Source organism: Lentzea chajnantorensis, from assembly GCF_054300775.1.
In genome coordinates this window covers 6,133,116-6,153,075 of sequence record NZ_JBSDZT010000002.1, presented here as the reverse complement: position 1 = coordinate 6,153,075, position 19,960 = coordinate 6,133,116, and the positions used below count along the sequence as shown (strand labels likewise).

Annotated in this window: 4 protein-coding genes; all 4 read right to left on the bottom strand. The window is 70.9% G+C overall.

Going from position 1 to position 19,960, the window contains the following annotated elements:
• Nucleotides 1–3: 3 nt before the first annotated feature.
• Nucleotides 4–2,163 carry a hypothetical protein gene (locus tag ACVDFE_RS29965; RefSeq protein ID WP_458432784.1) on the bottom strand — a complete coding sequence of 720 codons (2,160 nt, stop codon included), beginning with the start codon at nt 2,161–2,163 and terminating at the stop codon, nt 4–6.
• Nucleotides 2,114–17,404, bottom strand: a complete 15,291-nt coding sequence (locus ACVDFE_RS29960) for a hypothetical protein (RefSeq protein WP_458432783.1) — start codon at nt 17,402–17,404, stop codon at nt 2,114–2,116. The genes ACVDFE_RS29965 and ACVDFE_RS29960 overlap by 50 nt, the downstream gene beginning before the upstream one ends.
• A gap of 186 nt (nt 17,405–17,590) precedes the next feature.
• The gene (locus ACVDFE_RS29955; RefSeq protein WP_458432782.1) at nt 17,591–19,384 is read right to left on the bottom strand and encodes a hypothetical protein; all 1,794 of its coding nucleotides are present in this window, start codon (nt 19,382–19,384) and stop codon (nt 17,591–17,593) included.
• Between the two features lie 184 nt (nt 19,385–19,568).
• Nucleotides 19,569–19,946, bottom strand: a complete 378-nt coding sequence (locus ACVDFE_RS29950; RefSeq protein WP_458432781.1) for a YbaB/EbfC family nucleoid-associated protein — start codon at nt 19,944–19,946, stop codon at nt 19,569–19,571.
• Nucleotides 19,947–19,960 lie beyond the last annotated feature (14 nt).

The following is a 19,960-nucleotide window of genomic DNA, read 5'->3' as shown; positions in this document are numbered from 1 at the left end:
CGGTCACGCTAACGCACTCACCTGCCCGGCTGAAGTGGCTGGTGAGGTCGGTAGGTCACGCGGCCGTCGACCACCACCACGTCGACCTCGACGGGAAGCTCCGGTGTGCTCGCCCATCGGTGCCAGCACCAGCGGTGCGGTGCCCGTGCCCTGGTGGATCACCAAGGTCGTGCCCAGCCGGGTGGCGATCAGGTGGCCGAGCAGGTCGCGCGCGTTCCCCGCACCGGTGTTCTCGTTCGCGTCGGGGTGCAGCGCCCAGTTGGCGTTCTCGACGAGCGCACCGGTCAGGTGTCCGGTGTGAGCCGGCCTGAACGAGGTGAAGTCCGCGACCGCCCGGCTCACCGCCGCGGTGGTGGCGGCCTGGTTCAGCACCTGCGCACGCAGGGCGGCCGGGTCCTGGCGCACCACCTCCGCGACCGCCGCGTACAGGCCGTCCGAGGTGACGGGCGGGGGAGCGGGCCGGTTGAGCACGTCGAACGCCAGGTGCCGCAGGTGCCGCCGCGTGCTGCTGACGTGTTCCTCGTACTCGCTGAGCCGGCTCGACGGGGCGGCCTCCGCCACCTCGGGCTGTTCGGGTCCTCCGGAACCGGTCGGCGCGACCTGGCCGTCGGCGTCGGCGCGCGGTGGCACCGGGTCGGCGAGCGGGGGCACCGAGTCGACGCGCGGTGACACCGGGTCGGCGAGCACCAGGGATGCCGACCGGCCAGGGCTGAACCGGACCAGCGGTTCCTCGGTCACGTGCCTGTTGACGATCGTGTCGAAGATCTTCCGGTCGAAGTCGGTGGCCGGGTCCCAGTACAGGTGTGCTCCGTGCTGGACCCCCACGTTGCGGTTGACCAGCAGGAAGACCATGCTCTCGTAGTCCTCCTCGCCGAGCCGGTTGCCCTCCGGGTCGTACATGCCGTACATGTCGGCGTCACCGGTCATCCAGATGAGGTCGCCCCGCGAGTTCGACCCGTGGACGACACCGTCGATGACCTTGAACTTGCCCTCCTGCTCGTACTGCTCCATCGTGCCGATCAGCTCGGCGAACTCGGCGGTGCGCTCGTGGAAGCGCTTGGCGACCTTGTCCCGCATCGCCGGGTCCACGCCGGAGAGGTCCGGGTCCGGGTCCGGCTGGAAGAACCCGACGAGCCCGACGTGCTCCGCGTCGGCACCGAGCAGCACGTCGGCCTGGTTGATGGTCTTCGCCTTGATGTCCTTGGGCTTCGGCATCGCGCCGTCGTGGAGCCAGCGAACGGAGTCCGGGTTCGTGGGACGGACGTCCAGCACGATGTTGAAGCGGTCGACGAAGTTCTGGAACCGCTCCTGGTTGCGCTTGGGGATGCCGAACTCCCCTTCGAGCCGGTCAGGGGTGAGCGGCGCGGCGTCGTCCGGAACCCGCCACTGCACGGAGTCCCGCGGTTGCGCGGGACGCGGCGCGGCGGACGTCTTGGCGTCGATCTCGTCGAAGAGGTCCTCGACGAACGGCTTGCCGAGGTCCGGTTCCGGCAGCTGCGGCTCGACCGGCTGACCCGGGGTCGTCCGCTCACCCGCACCACCGGCACGGCTGGACCCGGTTGCGTCCTGGTCCGCCGGGGGGCCGGTGAGCGCGCTGCTGACCGCCGCGGCGCCGGCTTCCTGCTCCGGCGTCGTTGCCGCGCCGGGTTCGGTGGTCTTGCGCGGTGGTTCGCTTGGGCCGGCGTGCGGGTTGTCGGGCACGGTTTGCGGCTCGGCCTCGATCTCGGCCTCGGGTTTTTGCTCCGGTGTCGTTGCCGCGGCGGGTTCGGTGGTCTCGCGTGGCGGTTCGCTTGGGCCGGCGTGTGGGTTGTCGGTGGTGTCAGGAGTCGACGTGGCTGGTGGTGCCTCGTTCGTCTTGGGGTTCGTGGTCGCGGCTTCGGGCTCGTTGTGGAGCACGGTCTGCGGCTCAGCTTCGACCTCGACCTCAACCTCGACCTCGGCCTCGGCGGAAGCGGTCGTTGCCGCGCCGGGTTCGGTGGTCTCGCGTGGCGGTTCGCTTGGGCCGGCGTGCGGGTTGTCGGTGGTGTCAGGAGTCGACGTGGCTGGTGGTGCCTCGTTCGTCCTGGGGTTCGTGGTTGCGGCCTCGGGCTCGTTGTCGAGCATGGCCTGCGGCTCAGCCTCGACCTCGGCCTTGGCCTCGGCGGAAGCGGTCGTCGAGTGCACGGTGGGGCTCGGCGCCGCGGGCTGGACGTCCGCAGGGCCCGTGATCACCGTGGTCTGTCGCGGAAGTGACGCTTCGGCGTTGCTGCGGGTGGCCGGTGCGGCGACCTGAGGACTGGGTGTGCCCGTCTCCGCACGGCTGCGACTGCCCCCGCTGCCCACAGACGACTCCGCGGGCGGCGAAGGCGGCGTGGGCAGCGGCTTCTGGCTCGCACCCGCTGCGGTGTTGGTGACCTCGGTGGGTGGGGTGTCCGTGGTCGCGTTGCCGGGTGGCGTGTTCGTGGTCGTGTCGCGGGCAGGCGTGTTCGTGGTCGCGTCGCGGCCAGGCGTGCTCGCGTCGCCAGGTGACGCGGACGGGCCCGACGGTGCGGGCGGTGCCGACGGCGCCGGTGGGGTCGGCGGTGCGGGCGGGGTCGAGTTGTAGAGGTCGACCTGGCGGTCCGCCTCCGCCTTCGCGTCCCACCACTTCTTCTGCTCCGCGTCCGCGGCCCTGCGGGCGTCGTCGAGCTTGGTCTCCGCTTCCTTGATCTTGTTCTCGGCCGCGGCGCGCTCGGCCGAGAGCGCCTTGTGGGCTTCCTCGGCGTCGGTGCGGGCGGTTTCGGCGTCGGCGACGGCCTTCTGCTGCGCCTGGAGGCTCCTCGCGGGCGTCGACGGCGGCCTTGCGTTGCACGTCGAGCTGCGCGTGGGCGTCGGTGAGCTGCTGCTGGGCGTCGGTCAACGCGGTGTGCGCCGCGTCGGCCTCCTGGCCCAGCCGGTCCAGCTCAGCCTTCGGCGCTCCGCTGATCTGGGCGTCGTCCAGGGCGTCCTTGGTCGTGAGCGCGTCCTGGCTGAGCGACGAGATCTGCGGCGTCAGGTCCTGGATCGCCGCGCGGGTCTGCGCGACGTCCGCCACGGCGGTGTCGAACGCCGTCTGCCGCGTCCGGAGCTCGGCCTCGGCGTTGACGTGGTTCTCGATCGCCGTGTTCAGCTTCGTCGCGGCGTCACCCAGCGGCTGGTCGGTCCTCGCCAGCACCGCGGCCGCGGAGTTGATGACCTCCTGGGCCTCGTGCCGGGCCTCGTCGACCTTCTTCTCCGCCTCGCGCCAGTCGTCGGCCGTCTTCTTGACCTCGGTCTGGGCGTCCTTCAGCGAGTCGCTGAAGTTCTGGTTCAGCATCGACTCGACCTCGGTGGCGGGCATGCGCACGCCGGCCGAGCCGGGCACCGTCAGGTCGACGACGCCGGTCTTGCCGCCGACCGTCGCGACGACGCGGTACTCGACGTCGAACTGCACGAGACCGGTGCGCGACGGGTCCTTGGGCTTCACACCGCCGCCCTGCGCCTGCGCCGGGCCGCCGGAGACCGCGGACGACTCCTCGTTCGCGTGCCTCAGCTCGACGCCACCGGAGCCGACGTTGACGGTGTCCGCGGGGTCGCCCTGCTTGACCGCCGCGCTGCCCTGGGCGAGGCCCACGGCCACGTCGGAGGAGTCGGCGACCTTGGCCTCGCTGGAGACGTCGGTCGTCTTGGTGGTCAGCGGGGTCTCGATCTTGACGCCGTCGCTGAGCGAGCCCAGCTGCGGGTTCACGAGCTTCGCGTAGACCTTCACGTCGGCGTCCTGGCCGAACGTCAGCGCCGCCTCCTTGAGGCCAGGTACGTCGAGCGGTCCGGACAGCATCGCGGGCAGGTGCGGCTGCAGGTTCTCCGGGCTGAGGGTCGAGAGCAGGCTGTTGAGCGAGCCCGTGCCCTTGCCGGTGAGGCCCTTGCCCGCGCCGGCCTCCGTCATCGCCTTCACGGCGGCGTCGCGCAGGTCGCCCGCGCCGCGCAGGTTCTCCACCGACGCGGTCGCCGGCAGCTGGGTGGCCCGGCTGTCCTGCTGGAACGCGTAGGTCGCGTCCGGCGTGCCGAACTCACTGCTACGCCTGCTCGCCGCCGACATGTAGGGCTGCGGGGCGCCGCGACCGGTCGTCGGCGCCGAGACCTTCTGGTTGTCCGCGTGCGTGCGGACGACCATGTCCTGCTCGGCGCTGCGGACCTTCGCGACCTCCTTGGCGCCCTTCTCCACGACGAGCTCGAACTCGACCGGCACGTTGTAGCGCGCCGCCGGACCGCTCGCCGTGCGGTTGTGGCCGAACGCCGTGCTGGTCGAGGTCGTCACCGAGGTGCTCTGGGCGGAGCCGACGTTCGCGATGGCGCTGAGACCCGCGGTGCCGGAGACGTTCGGGTTCGCGCTCCCCGGCGCGGCGAGGCCAGGTGCCCGCAGGCCGAGGCCCCAGCCGGTGCCGCGGCCCTTGCCGTCGCCGTCCTTGCGGGAGCCGCCGTCGTTGTGGGACATGTCGACGCCGTCGTTGACGACCTGGTCGAACTTCGGCTCGCCCGTCTTCGCCCGCAGCGTGACCTGGTAGGAGTCCTTGCCGAACGTGCCGGGCTGGTGGACCAGCAGCGGCACGCCGCCGTCCAGGGCGCTGTCGATCATCGCCTTGACGCTCGACGGCGAGTTGAGGTCGACGATGCGCTGCAGGTTGCTCATCGAGTCCTTGAGCACGGAGTCCGGGATCAGCGGGGCGCTGCCGAACTTCTTGGTGTTCGTGGACAGCTTCGTCGTGAGCTCGTTGACCGCCGCGGAGAGGTCGGGGACCTTCTCCACGTTGGACAGCCCGAGCGCGCCGGGCTCGCCCGGTGCCACCGTCGACGGCGGCGCCATCTTCGGGAACTCGGGCTTGGGGACGTTCGGCGCCACCTTCGGCAGCACGCCCATCTCCCGCGCGACGTCCTCGGACACCCGCACGAAGACGGACTTCGGCAGGTCCACCTTCACGCCCTCGGCGTTCGGTGTGCCGCCGTGCACGAAGTTCTCGGCGCGGCTCTCACCGACGATCGTGAACTCGGCGTCGACCTGGACCAGCACGGTCCTGGCGTCGTCCGGTGTGGTCTGGCCGCGGTCGACGTTGCCGCCGATCTCGTTCGACGTGGTCTTGTTGTCCGACCACGGCGTCCACCTGCCGGTGACCGCGACACCGCCGGACCCGCTGGGGTTCGACGGCTGGCCGGCGGGCGGCGGGGTGACGTTGGGACGCACCGGGACGTTGATGCCGGCGACGAGGTCGACCGACCGGCTCGTCGTGGACGACCCACCGGCCTTGTACCCACCGCTGACCGAGTTGTCGGTGCCGGTGGCGTCCGAGATGGACACCAGCTTCGCCGCACCGAGCTTGACCGACATGCCGATCGCGCCGGAGCGGTCGGTGACGCGGCGGTCGTACTTGAGGCCCTGCTCCTGCACACCGGTCTCGATGAGCCGCTGCAGGTTCGCCTTGATGTTCTCCGGGGCGAACATCTTGTCGATCTGCGCCCGTGACGCCGTGCCCGGCGTGGTGAGCGCCGAGTCGCCCTTGGCCGCGCGGTTGAGCGCGTCGATCGCCTGGTCCCGCAGCTCCGTCGTGTTGGCGACCGCCTCCACGTTGAGGAACTCCGGCGACTTCTGCCGGGCTTCTCCCGGGTTCAGCAGGTCCTTGACGGTCGGGGAGTTGTTGATCGGCGTGGCCTTCGGATCACCCGGCTTGAAACCGTCACCGGGGTCGTCCTTCAGCGTCGAGGAGTCCGACACCCACAGGTTGACCTTGCCGTCGATCTTGCCCAGGCCGGCGCCGGTCTTGGCGACGGTCTTCACGTCCGGCGCGTGCTGACCGGGCGCGCCCGGCACGATCGTGCGGACCCACGTCCGGGGCCGCGTGAACGTGGTGATCTCGACCTCGAACTCCACGTCGCCCTGGAACACCTGCGCGTCCGCGCTGCCGGGGTTCGACGAGGTGGCGCTCACCGCCGGTCCCGCCGAGGTCTTGTCCGTCCACGAGTGGCTGTAGGACACACCGGCCTGCGGCATCGGGGTCAGCGAGGCGACGCCGGTCTTCACCGGGATGTTGGCCCTGCCGGTGATGCCACCGGTCCAGCCCTTGGTGGTGCTGGTGTTGGCGTCGAGCTTCGGGCCGCTCGTGGTGGAGTCGCTGACCGCGCGCCCCTCGGCCTTGCCGAGGTGCTTCGGGTTGGTCAGCTTCGCCTTGACCGTGACGTTGACGTAGGTGTTCGTCGTCTTGCCGGAGTTCTTCAGCTGCACCTGGACGCCCGGACCGAGCAGGCTGTCCATGTTCGCCTTCAGCGCGGCCGGGGACAGGCTGGCGTCCAGCTTGCGCTGGTTCGCGAGCTGCACGGCCACGTCACCGAACCCCTGGCCCTTGCTGGAGCGGGGGTTCGCGTCCGGGTTGTTCCACTTCGGCAGGAACTTCTCGAACCCGGGCAGCTCGCGCAGCTTCGTCTCGACCTGGCCCTGCACCTGCGTCGCGGGCACGAACTCACCCACCTTCGCGTTGCCCGCGGCGAGCGTGTCGGCGACGTAGGGCGGCAGGAACCTGGTGTCCGCGGTCGCCGGGTCGGTCGTGGTGTTGAGGGCGCTGCCCACGGTCGGCAGGCCCACCGAGCCGGCCTCGCCCAGACCCATGCGCATGTGGGTCGTGACCTCCATGGTCACCGGCTTGCCCGCGGGTCCCTGGACCTCGACCTCGGCGGTGACCTCGTACAGACCGGTCTCGGCCTTGACCCCTATGCCGGACTTGCGGCTGGAGCTCGTCCCCGCGTTGACGCCCTCCGCGGTGCGCGCGGAGTACCCGCCGGTCGCGCCGACGGTGCCGCCGACCTGGCCGGGGACACCGATGTTGCCCCCGAAGCCGGCGGTGACGTCGAACCCGGTCTTGCTGGCCGCGGACACGCTGCTGCCCCAGGAGAAGGTGTCCTTGAGGTCCAGCGCCGCGTCGGCGTGCGTGCCGACGAGCTTCGCGTCCTTGAGCGTCGCCTTCATCTGCACCGCGGCGCCCTTGCCGGCGTGCGGGCTGATGAGGTCCGGCGAGGTGACGAAGCCGCCGAGCATGGCGGGCAGGTTGTTGCGGATCGAGGTCGGGCTCAGGAAGTTCTGCAGCGCCTCGCGCCCCGGCGAACCGATCTTGGTGATCGACGGGTGCAGGTTCTCCGCGACGTCGTTGAACAGCTTCCCGGAGTCCTTGACCACCACGGCTTCCGGCACGACGTTCTCCGCCTTGACGCCCCACGCCGCGTCGGACGGCGTGACCGCCGCGGAGGACTTGCCGGAGTCGACGATCGTGCTGAGGTCCGTCGGCACCTGCAGCGTCACGTCGGGACCGGTGCTGAGCGTCGAGAACAGCGCGGGGTTGCCCGACGCGTCGTACAGCGTGATCTCGTACGAGACCGGCACGGTGATCTTCTTGGACCCGGAGTCCGATCCCTTGATCGCACGCTGCTCGGTGACGGAGGTGCTGGTGGCCTGCGACACCGCGGGTGTCGCGAGCGCGGCCTTGCCACCCAGCGAGCCGTACGGTCCCATCGCCACGCCGGCCGTCACCGCACCGCCGACGTCGTTGGACGTCGAGATGCTGTTCGTCGTCGTGGACGCGGCGGCGGCCTGGTAGTTCTTGTCGACCTTCGTGGTCGCGGCGTCGGTGGTGCTGCTCCCGTCCGCGTGCATCTCGGCGCGGACGTTCGCCTCGAACCAGGCGTTGCCGATCTTCACCTGGAAGTTGCGGCCGTCGCCGAGGAACGTCTCGAAGTCGTTCTCGATCGCGTTCTTGATGCGGGCGGCGTCGTCGGGCTTCAGCCCGTTGATCTCCCGCACCACCGCGTCCGCGCCGCGCACGTCGGTCGGCACGATCGAGCCGAGCGCCTTGTTGTCCTGGAAGAAGCTCGGCAGGTTCGTGTCCGGGAGCTGGCCGACCGGCTGTGGCGCCATCGTCGTCATCGGGATGACGGGGTTGGGCGTCGGCCTGGGCGGCGCGGGACGGGTGTCCGGTTCGGGCGCGGGACGGGTGTCCGCGTTCTCGTTCTGACGCGTCTCCTGGAGCTCGGTGGTGAAGTCGAGGAAGGCTTCGAGGTGAGCGGTGTTGTGCCCACCCGCCTGCGCGTCCCGGATCTGCTGGTCGACGTGGTTCCGCACGGCCGCGAGGTCGGCGTCGCCGAAGTGCCGCCAGGCCGGCGCGTCCACGTCGGCCGGCAGCTGCAGCGCGTGCGTGGTGAGAGCGGCGTCGCGGTTGTTCGTGAGCTGGTCGACCCGCTGCTGGTAGTACTCGACCTGGCGGTCCGCTGCCGCCCGCCTGGCCGCCTGCTCGTCGAGCATCGCCTGGGTCTTGAGGCGGTCGGGCACCAGGTCCGATGCGTTCCACCGGTCGCGGGCCGTCTTCATCTCGTCGAGGCGCTGCTCGGCGATCTGCGTGCGCTGGTCGTGGATCGCGGGCGGGCCCGCCTGCCGGGACACCTCGATCATGTGCTCGATCGCCGCCGAGCGCGCGGCGTCACGGCCGTACGTCTGCTGCAGGTCCCGCAGCGCCGCGGTGTCCAGGCCGTACAGCGACGCCTCGAACGACCGCTGCGGCGTGCCCTCGTGGACGGGGCCGAAGCCACCGGGCACGACGAGGTCCATGTCCGGGGCCGCGGACCGTGCCGACGGGTCCTGCATGAACGGCCGCGGCTCGGCCGCGGGGGCGGCCTGCTCCTGCCGGGCCTCGACCGGCGGGGCGGTGTCGCTGTCCCGCGCGTCGGTGTCCGAACCAGCTGACGAGGAGTCGTCCGATCGGACGGACGCCGAGTCGTCCACCTCGGCCGTCGGCGTGTCGGGTCGGGACGGCACCGGCGTGTCGGGCCGGGACGGCGACGGCGTCTCCATCATCCGGATTTCCCGGATCTGGTCGTACAGGCGGTCGAGCTCCGGGGTCGGGAGACCGCCGATGCGCGCGTCACGGATCAGGTCGGTGACGCGGTTCTCGATGATCTCGGCGTCGGCCGGTGTCACCGCCTGCCACTCGGGTGCCGTCGTGTCGGCGGGCAGGTTGAGCGCGTAGGTGGTCAGCGCGTCGGTGCGGTCGTACTGCAGCCGCATGAGCTCCTGGTCGAGCTGGCGCGCATGGTCGGTGAGCCGCTGCTGCTCCGCCTGCCGCTGCGCCTGGTCCGTGCGCATCAGCTCGGACTTGAACACGTCCGGCAGGGCGTCGGTGGTCCGCTTGAGGTCACGGGCCTCCTCGCGGGTCTGGCGGATCTCGCTCTGCAGGTCCCGCAGGTGCTGCTGGAGGCCGCCTTCCTTGTGGGCGATCTCCTGGTAGCGGGACATCTGCTCGATCTCGAACGAGCGGTCCGGGTGGGTGCTGTGCTGCGCGGCCAGATCGGCGAGCTCGGCCTGCGACTTCCCGTACAGCGAGGCCCGGAACGCCGCGTGCTCGTGCCGCGGGGTCAGCACGCGGTTGTCCGGCCGCGCGTCCACGTCGGACTGCGCATCGGCGTCGGACCGCGCGTCGACATCCGACTGCGTGTCGAAACCGGGAGCGCTGTGAATGCTTGCGGTGTCCCGCTGCGTGCGTTGCTCTTCGAGAGCGCGGGCGAGCTGGCGTACTTGGAACTCGCGAGTCCTGACCCCGAGATCGCGCAGGCGTTCCGCACGCGCATCGAGCTCGGCGTTGAACCGCTCCAACCGCTGCATCGTCGCCTGCAGCTGCGCGTACTTCTCCGCGGCCTTCTCGAAGCGGTTGCCGTAGTCGGGATCATTCGTGAACGCCAGGTTGCGCTCTGCCTGCTGCACCAGGGCTTCGGCTTGGGCGATCTTCTGGTCGAAGTCGACGGAGGTGTCGACCTCGTGCCCGAGCATCTGGTTCAGGAAGCCCTGGACACCCGTGGCCGACGACTTGCCGTCGCGGTAGTTCTGCAACGCCTCCTTGGCGTCCTCCAACTGGGCGCTCAGGCCGTCCAGGCCACGCGTGGAGGCGTGGTTGATCACGATGCGCACGTCCGCCTCGTTGCGCACCCGCTCCTGCAACACCTTCAGGTCCGAGGCGTCGAACCCGGCGTTCTCGGCCGCCGTGATCTGCGCGGTCAGCTGGTTGTCGAGCCGGGGGAGCACGTCAGCGGGGACGTGTTCGAGCTTGTCCGCGTTCGGTCCCGCGACGAACTTGTCGATGAGGTGCGTGGTGCCCAGCGCGGGCCCCTGCGCGGCAATGGTCTCGATCTGGCTGTTGGTGCTGTCGAGGAGGTCGGTGAGGGTTTTGACCTGCGCGTCGATCTGCGCCAGCTGTGCGGTGTGCTGCGGCGTCTTCCACAGGCTGGGCCGGCGGGGTGCCTGGGACTTCACCTCCGCGATGCGGTTCTCGAGGGTCGAGGCCCGTTCCCGCAGGGCGTTCACGAACGCCTGCGGGCCACCGGGGTGCGCGGCCGCGCGCTTGACGAGCTGGACCGTCTGCGCGGCCTTGTAGAGACCCTCGTCCTGGCGGCCCTTGTAGAGATCGGCGATGGTCTGGTTGACCTCCGCCGAGGACTTGCCCGCGAGCCACGCCTCCATGCCGGCGCGGACCTCCTGGGCCGACGGGGCACCGAGCGCGCCGAAGGTGCCGTTCTGCGAGCTGATCTGCACCTGCGTCGCGCCGCCCGGGCCGTGCACGGTCTGCACGCCGTTGTTGTCGACGACGAGCTGCACGTCCAACGCCTGCGCGATCGACGCCGGCAGGTGGGAGCCGACGTGGGAGTCGGCCCACGACGGCGTCTGCAGCGCCTTGTCCACCAGGTCGGCGGGCGACGGCAACGCGCCGTTCGCTTTCAGCTGCTGGGTCAGGTGGTTGATCACCTCGACGTCGCCGGGGTTCGTGCCGGCGGCCTTGGGACCGGCGTTCACGACGTCCCAGCGCCTCGACGACCCGTTCGCCAGGTCGTCGGCGAGGTTCGCCCGCCACTGGTCGGCCTTGGCGTCGGCGCTGAGGCCGGGGAGGTTCGGCTCCAGGTCGGGGTGGAACTTCGCCAGGGTCTCCTGGCTGACCTGGTTCGCCACCCACTTCGCCAGAGCGGGCGGGGTCAGACCGGAGTGGTTGTGGTTGCGCGGGTTCTGCCGGACATCGCCGAGCACTGTGTCCACAGTGGACTTGACGTCGGTGGAACCGACCAGCGGCGAGGCGTTCGGGACCGGCGCGTTCTGGAACGCCGCACTGCGCAGCACCGACTCGACCAGACCGACGCGGTCCAGGTTCGGCAGGTGCGTCTGGTTCGGACGGGCGGCGGCGGCGTCGACAGCGACGTCGACGTCGCTGTCCGAGTCGAAGAACCGGCCGGGCATGGTCGCCGGCCTGGTTTCGAGGTCGAGGTCGGTGTCGAGGCTCGAATCCGAGTCCGTCTTGGTGTCGACGGTGCCGTCGGTGCCGGGCGTGGACACCGGGCCGTCGCTCGACGGTGGCTTGGGCGTCCAGCCCGCGGGCGGCGGCACGGTGGCGGGACCGGGCGGTTCCAGCCTCGTGTCCGGGACCATGACCTGGCTGTTCGCGGTGCGTTCGATCAGCCAGAGGTGACGGGGCAGGATGCCGGGGTCGGGCAGGTGGACGGCGGAGCCCATGAGGCCGCCGTCGTTCTCGTGCACGCCGGAGTTCGTCTCGTGCTGCTGCAGGACCCGGGTCGTGTCCTTGTACTCGTCCGGGATGCCGAGGTAGTGCAGGGTTTCGTGGGCCAGGACCTCGGGACTGGTGTCGGGGTTCCAGTGGTCCTGGTTGACCTTCGGGTCGTTCGGGTCGACCTGGACGGTGGTGTGGGCGTCGGCCTTGTTGTCGGTGAACTCCAGGTTGACGTGGAACTGGTCGCCGCTGGGCAGCCGGAAACCCTGGTTGAGCAGGTTGTTGACGCCGTTGGTGGCGTTGTCCCTGATCTGCGCGAGCTGTTCGGCGGTGGTCTTGCCGGTTGGTTCGAGGTGGACCTTGACGGTGTATTCCTGCACGAACTTGCCGGGGCTGGTCTCGATGCGGCGCAGGTCGTAGTTGATCAGGCCCTTGTAGGCCTCGATCTTCGACGGCGTGCTGTCGGTGCGCACGTCGCGGACGTCGAGGTCGACGGTGCGGACGTCGGTGTCGTTGCGGCGATCGGCCCACGTGCTGCGGTCGGCCGGGCTGTCCGGTTCGGACCACTCCGCGGTCCGGGCGGGGTCGTGCCGCCACGACTCGTCGGACAGCACGTCCTTGCCCTGGTGCGACTCCGGGGTGGGCGGCGTCATCCGCGGCGGCGCGCCACCGCCGCGGACCTTCTTCGGCTCCGTGGAAGTCTCCGGAGCAGCACCGGGCGTGTTCGTCCCCGCACCGCCCTGACTGCTCTCCGCCGCGGACGGCTTCGCGGGCAGCGGAGGCGGCGTGGGCACGGACTTCCCACTGCCGTCCGCTGTGGTGTTCGTGGCCGTGCCGGCGGATGACGTGGACGGGACCGGCGGCACACCGCCGTCGCGGCCCTGACCCGGGACTCCGGTGTTGGCCGGAGCAGGCCTGAGTGCGTTCGTGTCCGCACCGCCACGGCTGCTCTCCGCCGCGAACGCCTCCGCGGGCAGCGGGGGCAGCGGTTTCTCCCTGATGTCCGCCGCGGTGTTCGTGGCGTCGGCAACGGGGACGTCGCGGGGGGCCGACTGTCGATCGGCAGTCGTGGTGTCCGGGATGACCACTTCCGCGCGGACGTTGCGGCGATCGGTTTTGGGGTTCTTCGAGTCCGGAGGGACCTCGCGACCGTGCGAGATCGGATCGACGCGGATCTGTCCGGCATCCAGCCGCCGCTCGGGCGGCACGTCGCGTTGCAGCTCGTCCAGCAGACGCGCGACCTCGGACCTGGTCCACGCGGCGGCCACATCAGCGCGTTGCTGACTTGCCGCGTCGCTGTTGAGGAGGTTGTTGCTGTAGCCGTGCAACTGGATCTCAGGCAGGGGCATTCCGTTGCGATGCCGCCACAGCGCCGCTTCGACTGTCTGCTGCGCCAGACCGGTCAGCATGCTGGTCGCGTTTCCGGGCAACTTCTGCACGCCGGCCGCGACCTGCTCCGCGTCCAGGTCCTTGGTCTCGCCCATCGGCACCTGGTAGCTCGTCGTGTTCTGGTGAGACGTCGTGACAGCCACCAACGGGTTCGCCAACTGCATTGGCGTGTTCACGTCGTCGACATGGCCCCACTTGTCGAAGAACGACTGGCCGGGCTGCTTGCTGTAGTCGTTGAAGAACCACATCTCACCCGGCTGCGGCAGCTGAGGTCCCGCGATCTTGTTGATCGCCAGCCGCGCCTGGAACGTGGCCTGGTTCAGCGTGGTCTCCGCGCTCTGGCGATCGCCGCCCTGGACCGAGGGGTCGTCGAGGGCCGCACGGCTGTCCTGGATCTTCGTGAGCGCCTCGGCGAGCATGAGTTCCGCGTCCACCGTCCCCGGTGGCTGCTTGCGAAGTTCCGCCTCGATACCGGGAAGTTCGTGTTGGTGCCTGCGCAGGTTCTCACCGATCGCCTGGTTCAGCAGCTCCTTGCGGTAACCGCCCTGCCGAACGGTTTCGACGCTGATCTGCATGTCGTCCGCGGCGCTGTTCACCACGACCGAACCGAGGTGGTAGCCCCACACCTGCGGAAGTTGCTGCCCGTCACCCGTGCGGGTGTAGTTCAGACCGTAGTTGGCGCCAGCCGGATCGGGGGCCGCGATCGACTGGATCATGTACGCCTCGCCCGGCTTGGCCCAGGCGAACTGGTTGACACCCAGCTGTTCGGCCGCCTGGTCGAGCTTGGCCCGCTGCTCGGTGCCCGGCATCAGCGCGGAGCCGTACTGAGCACCCACCGGCGGTGGGTTCGTCGAGGGGGCGACCATGGCGTCGGCCACCTGCTGCGGGGCGAGCGTGGTGGACGGTGACGAGGGTTGCCTCGCCGCGTGGGCGAGCGCGAAGGCCATCTCGTGCATTCCGTTGAACTTCAGCGGACCACCGTTGCCGACCTTGGCGACGACCGGCGCACCATCCGGTGGCCGCATGACCGCCTGGCTGTGCGTGCCACCGATGATGCCTTGGGAGAATTCGCTGCACACTCCGGGCGGCCTGCTCGCGAAGTGCGGCTTGACCATGACCAGCGTTGTGTCCCCATGACGCACCGTGTTGCCGGGTGCCACCTTCAGTTCGAGCTTGCTGCCCACCTCCTTCAACCGCGCCTGAGCGTCCGCGATCACCTCCGGTGTCGCGTAGAACTCCCTGAACTGGTTGCCGCCACGAGCAAGCGGCAGAGCGAGGCTGTTGTCCGAGGAGAACATCATCTCCGGCTTCGCCGCCACGCCCGTCTCCACCACCGGCACCACGGACGGGAACTGACCCGGACGCGGTTCCAGCACCACCTTCGTGCCCTGCCAGACGAACTGCGGCTCGACACCGTCACTGGCGAACTCGTAGTCCCGCGTCGTCACCGGGCCGGTGTAGTCGTCGATGATCGAGTCGAGCAGGTCGTAGGCCGATTCGCGGTTGGCGAGGTGGTCCACCATCGCGTCGTGGTCCGGGCCGGCGATGCCCTCCGCCACGGCGATCTCGTGGTCGTAGCCGATCACTATGTCCCCGTAGTCGGCCAACGACTGCGGGTCTGCGGAGCCCATCTGCGGGTTTTGCCTCGTGGGGCGGCTGAAGTTGATGGGAGCCGGAGTCTGCGGCTGCGCAGGGCCCATCTGCGGGTTGTGCCTCGTCGGGCGGCTGAAGTTGATCGGCGCCGCCGTCTGCTGCTCCACGGGACCCGTCTGCGGGTTGTGCCTCGTGGGGCGGCTGAAGTTGATCGGCGCCGGGACCTGTTGTCCCGCGGGACCCGCCTCCGGGTTCTGCGGCGTCGGGCGGCTGAAGTTGACCGGTGCACGACGGGGCTGCGCGTCCTCGGGCCTGCCGCGTCCGGAGTCGGTGGCGGGATTCGGGGTCACGGCCGCGGCAGGAGCTGGAGTCACGCCGGTGGGAGGCGGGGGAGCCGGTCGCGTCTGTGCGGGTGGCGGCGTGGTCGTCGGAGCGCTGGTCTCGGGCTTCGGCGTGGTCGCAGCCGGCGGGGTGTTGACCGGTGGGGTGTTGACCGGTGGGGTGTTGACCGGCGGTGCGCTGGTCGGTGGTGCGGGGCGCGTCTGCGCGGGCGGCTGTGTCGACGTCGTGTCCGGGCGCGGTGCCGGGGTGTTGGCCGGCGGCACGGTGGTCGCCGGGTTCGGCGAGGGAGCGTTGGCCGCAGGCGTTGTGACCGGCGGTGCGCTGGTCAGTGGCGCCGGACGGGTCTGCGCGGGCGGTGCGTCGGAACGCGGCGGCTGTGCGGCCGGGGTGGCGTCCGGGCGCGGCGACGGCGCGTTGGTGTTGGGCGCGGGTGACGCCGGCGGGGACGACACGGGCGGCGTGCCCGGCCGGGACTGGGCGGGCGGCGCGGTGTTCGGGTTCGCCGCCGGGGAAGCGGACGGCGTGCTGGAGGGAGGCGGGGTCGTCGGCGTCGGCTTCGGTGCCGGCGGCGGGGTCGAGGGTGACGTTCCCGGTGCCTTGGTGATGGTGTTGTCGGGCGTGGGGGCCTTGGGCGCGTCGAACACGCCCTTCGAACCGCTGATCGGAACCTTGCTGCCGCCGCGTTCACCGCCGGTCGCGCCGGGGGTTCCGCCTGGTGCCATCGGCGGGGCCACGGGGGGTGCGCCCGCAGCGGGAGGCGTCACGCTCGGAGCCGTGCCGCCGCGCGAGCCCGTGCTCTGCGGTGGGGTGCTGACGGCGCTCTGCGAGCCGGGGGTGTTGCCGGGGTCCTTGTAGCCGGGCGCGGACGGCGTGAACGCCGCGGGAGCCTTGGCGCCGCTACCGGGGTTCGCGCTGCCACCGGGGTTCGCTCCGCCCGGAGTCGAACCTCCAGGGGTGGAGCCGGGCGTCGAACCGGGCGTCAGCGGGATGTTGGCGTTGGGCTTCGGCGCCGGCGGCGGGGTCGAGGGGGACGTTCCCGGTGCCTTGGTGATGGTGTTGTCGGGCGTGGAGGGCTTGGGCGCGTCGAACACGCCCTTCTGACCGCTGATCGGAACCTTGCTGCCGCCGCGCTCGCCGCCGGTCGCACCCGGCGTCGCGCCACCCGCCGGCGGGGCCATGCCGGGCGCCATCGGGGGAGGCGTCGCGCCGCCGCGCGGAGGTGACGTCACCGCGCCCTGCGAGCCGGGAACGCCCGTGGACGGCTTGGTGCCCGCCGCGCCACCGGGGTCCTTGTAGCCGGGCGCGGACGGCGTGAACGCCGCGGGGGTCTTCGCGCCGCCGCCGGGGGTGGAGCCGCCGGGAGTGGAGCCACCCTTGGTCCCGCTGCCGCCGGGAGTGGAGCCGGGGGTCGCGCCAGGCGTCGCACCGCCCTTGCCGCCGGCGCTGCCGGGAGCGGAGGGCGTGAAGGCCGCAGGGCTCTTGACGCCGGACCCGCCGCCCTTCGAACCGGAGGCGCCGGGAGCACCGGGCGTGCCACCGACGACCGGCGGCGCACCGGCCGCGGGACCGCCCGGCGACTTGCCGAGGCTCGGCGTGAAGTTCGCGCCGCCCTTGGGGCCTTGCGTGGGGCTGACCTTGCCGCCGCCGGCCGGCGTGGGGCCGACGCTGGGCGTGAAACCCGCGCCGCCGCCCTTGGGGCCCTGGGTGGGGCTGACCTTGCTGCCACCCGCCGGAGCGGCACCGGCGGTCGGCGTGAAGCCGGCACCGCCCTTGGGACCCTGGACGTCGCCGACCTTGCCGCCGCCCGGTGCCGAGCCGAGGGTGGGCGTGAAGTTCGCGCCGCCCTTGGGGGCCTGGGTGGGGGAGACCTTGCCACCGCCACCCTGCGAGTTGGGGGTGGAGCCGGGGTTGGCGCCGCCGCCCTTGGGACCCTGGACGTCGCCGACCTTGCCACCACCCGGTGCCGAGCCGAGGGTGGGCGTGAAGTTCGCACCGCCCTTGGGACCCTGGGTGGGGGTGACCTTGCCGCCGCCCTGCGGGCCGGGGGTGGAACTGGGGTTGACGCCACCGCCCTTGACCGTGCCGGGACCGGACACCTTCGGGCCGCTCTGCCCGTTCGGGCCCGGCGTGGAGCTGCCGCCTCCCTTGACCGACCCCGGGTCGCTGACCTTGCCACCCGACGTGCTCGGACCGGAGGGCGGCGGCGCGGTCGTGCCGGCCGGCGGCTTCGCGTTGGTGCTCGTGTCGATCGAGCGGAGGTTGGAGCTCTGGTTGGTGTCCGTCGTGGTCGACGTCTGGTGCGTGGCCTTCAGGCCGGACTGGACGTCGGTGAACGCCTTGGCGCCCCTGTCCGCCTGCGCGACCGCGTTGTCGTTGGACGCGTTGAGCGCGGGCACCGCGAACAGGCCGATGGGGCCGAGCGCGTTGCCGCTGAAGCTCAGGCCGCGCAGGCCGCTCGAGATGCTCGCCAGGCGGGACCCGAGGTCGCCTGCCTTGTTCTGCAACCCCTGCATCGAGGAGTCGCTCATGGAGTAACCGCTGTTGCCGGTGGGACCACCACCCGTACCGGTGCCGGCCGGTGGCGCCGAGGGGGGCGGGTTCGCTCCCGGGTTCGGCGACGGGTTGGGATTGACGTTCCCCTTGGCCATGGGCGGTGCTTCTCCAGTACTGCGTCAGAACAAGGCGGGACCTCGGATCCCGGCTGTTGGCTGGACTTACTCGGTCGGCCGGACGGAACGCTGGAACGTCGGCCGCACCGGCTCCGCCGCCGCACCGCTGGCCTGAGCGTCCACCTCGTAGGCGGCGACCGCGCGCAACGGCTCGTTCGCCACGAGCGGGTTGACGTTCTCGTAGACGGCGGACTCGGCCTCGATGCCCGTGGCGTAGTAGGCCTCACGCGGCTGCGACGGTTCGAGACCGTCGTACGCGTGCGACACCTGCGTGCGCGCGAGCGGTTCATAGGCCGTGGTCTGCTGCAACGGCTCGGACTGCGTGTCCGCGCTCGTGTAGGCCTCACGCGCCTGCATCGGCTGCACGGCCTCGTGCAGCGAGCCGCCCGAGGTCATGCTGACGCCGGACACCATCGTGGAGTCCGAAGCGACGCCGCGGGAGAACGCCACAGGAGCCTCCACGGCCTCCGCGCGCTGGAACGCCATCGGGGCCTGGACCGCTTCGGCGCGCTGGAACGCCATGGGCGCTTCGACGGCCTCGCCGCGCTGGAACGCCATGGGCGCCTGCACGGCCTCGGCGCGCTGCATGGGCTGCAACGGCTGAACCGCCTCGGTGCGGTGCACGGCCTGCATCGGCTCGACGGCGTGCATCGCCTCAACGCGCTGCAGGGGCTGCATCGGCTCGGCGTGCTGGAACGGCTGCAACGGCTGCAACGGCTCCGCTTGCAGCGCCCGCACGGCGTGAGTCGGCTGCAACGGCTCCGCCTGCATGGCCCGCACGGCGTGAGTCGCCTGGAGCGGTTCCGCCTGCATCGCCCGCACGGCATGGGTCGGCTGCAACTGCTCTGCCTGGTGCACCGCCATGCGGGCCTGCGTCGGCTCGGCGTCGGCGAGGCGCACCGAGTTCTGCAGCGTCGCCGTGGCGGTGCCGGTCGTGCCCGTGGTGGTCTCACCGGTGGTGGCACTCGGAGCCGTGCCGCTGCCACCGCCCTGCTTGTTCTGGAGCGCCTCGTCGATCTTGTCGTTGACGCCGTCCTGGGCCTTGTAGCCCTCGTAGGTGATCTCGGCGGCGTCGGCGGAGTTCTCGAACCGCTCCCAGCCCTTGCTGACCTTCTTCATGATCTCGTCGAGGTCGCCGATGCGCTTCATCTGACGGGCGAGCGCGGCGACGACGCGGGCGACGCGCGAGGCGATGTTGACGCCGAGCGCGACGGCCTTGCCGACGGCGAAGCCGATGAAGATCGGGATCGAGGCGCCGAAAGTCGGGATCATCGCGGCGGCGGCGAGGATCGCGCCACCGATCAGCGAACCGATCAGCTGGGCGATCAGGTCGCGCACGATGTCGCGCAGCACCGTGACCAGCATGCCCATGATCGCGGTGATCTTGGCCTTGGTCTCGACGGCGTTGGCCAGGTCGTCGAGCTCCTGGTACATGGAGTCCATGGACGTCTTGAAGCGCTCGGAGGACTGACCGGTCCAGCCGTCGAACGTCGCGAGACCGCTCTTGTGGTCCTCGGCCAGCACGCGCAGCTCGGCGGCACGGGCCTTGGTCGCCTCGACGTTGGCCTGGATCTCCTCCGGGTTGCCCATCAGCTGGTTCAGGGCGTCGCGCAGGAACGACACGTGTTCGATCAGCCAGCCGACGCCGGCACCGATGATGCTGCCCAGCGGGTCGATCGCGAGCATCACCGTGGCGGAGGCGGCGCCGATGGCGTTGAACGTGATGTCCAGGGCCTTCTCGGTCTCGCTCTCGGCGTCCTTGCTGATGCCGTCGATCAGGCTGCCGTAGGCCTCGATGAACAGCGAGCCCTTGAGCTTGTTCTCCTCGGTGATGTTCATCCCGGGAGGAGACGGGAGTGGAGTTTCCGGCGCGGTCATCGCTGTTCCTTACCAGGGCTGGTTGTCGTCGTCATCGTCGTCGTCCGCGCGGCGCCTGCCGCGGACGGGCGGCGGCTGGGGAGCCGCCGCGGGCCGGGACGCCGGCGGTGCCGCAGGGGCCGGTTCCGGGTCGTCGTCGATCTCGTCATAGGTGTCGCCGGTGTCTTCGGCTTCGTCGTCGTCCGGGATGGAGTCCGAGACCATCTGGTAGGCCTCGGTGCCCTCGCCGAGCGGTTTGAAGAGCTTCCAGGACCTGCAACGCCGCCTGCTTCTGGGCCTGCCGCGCCGTCTCCAGGATCGCCGCGGTGAGCCGGGCGGCGCCCAGCTCGACCGCGCGGTGCCCGAGCTGCAGGTTCTGCAGGCCTCCGTTCGGGCCCACCGTGACGGTCACCGAGCCGTCCTTGGACGACACGGTGGCGGAGGCGGCCGCGAAGTTCTCCGTGAGGTCCTCCGACTTCTTCTTCAGGTCGGCCAGCTTGGCCTCGTACTCTTCGACCCACTGGGTGGGGTTCGCGGGGTTCACACGGTCCTCCGGCG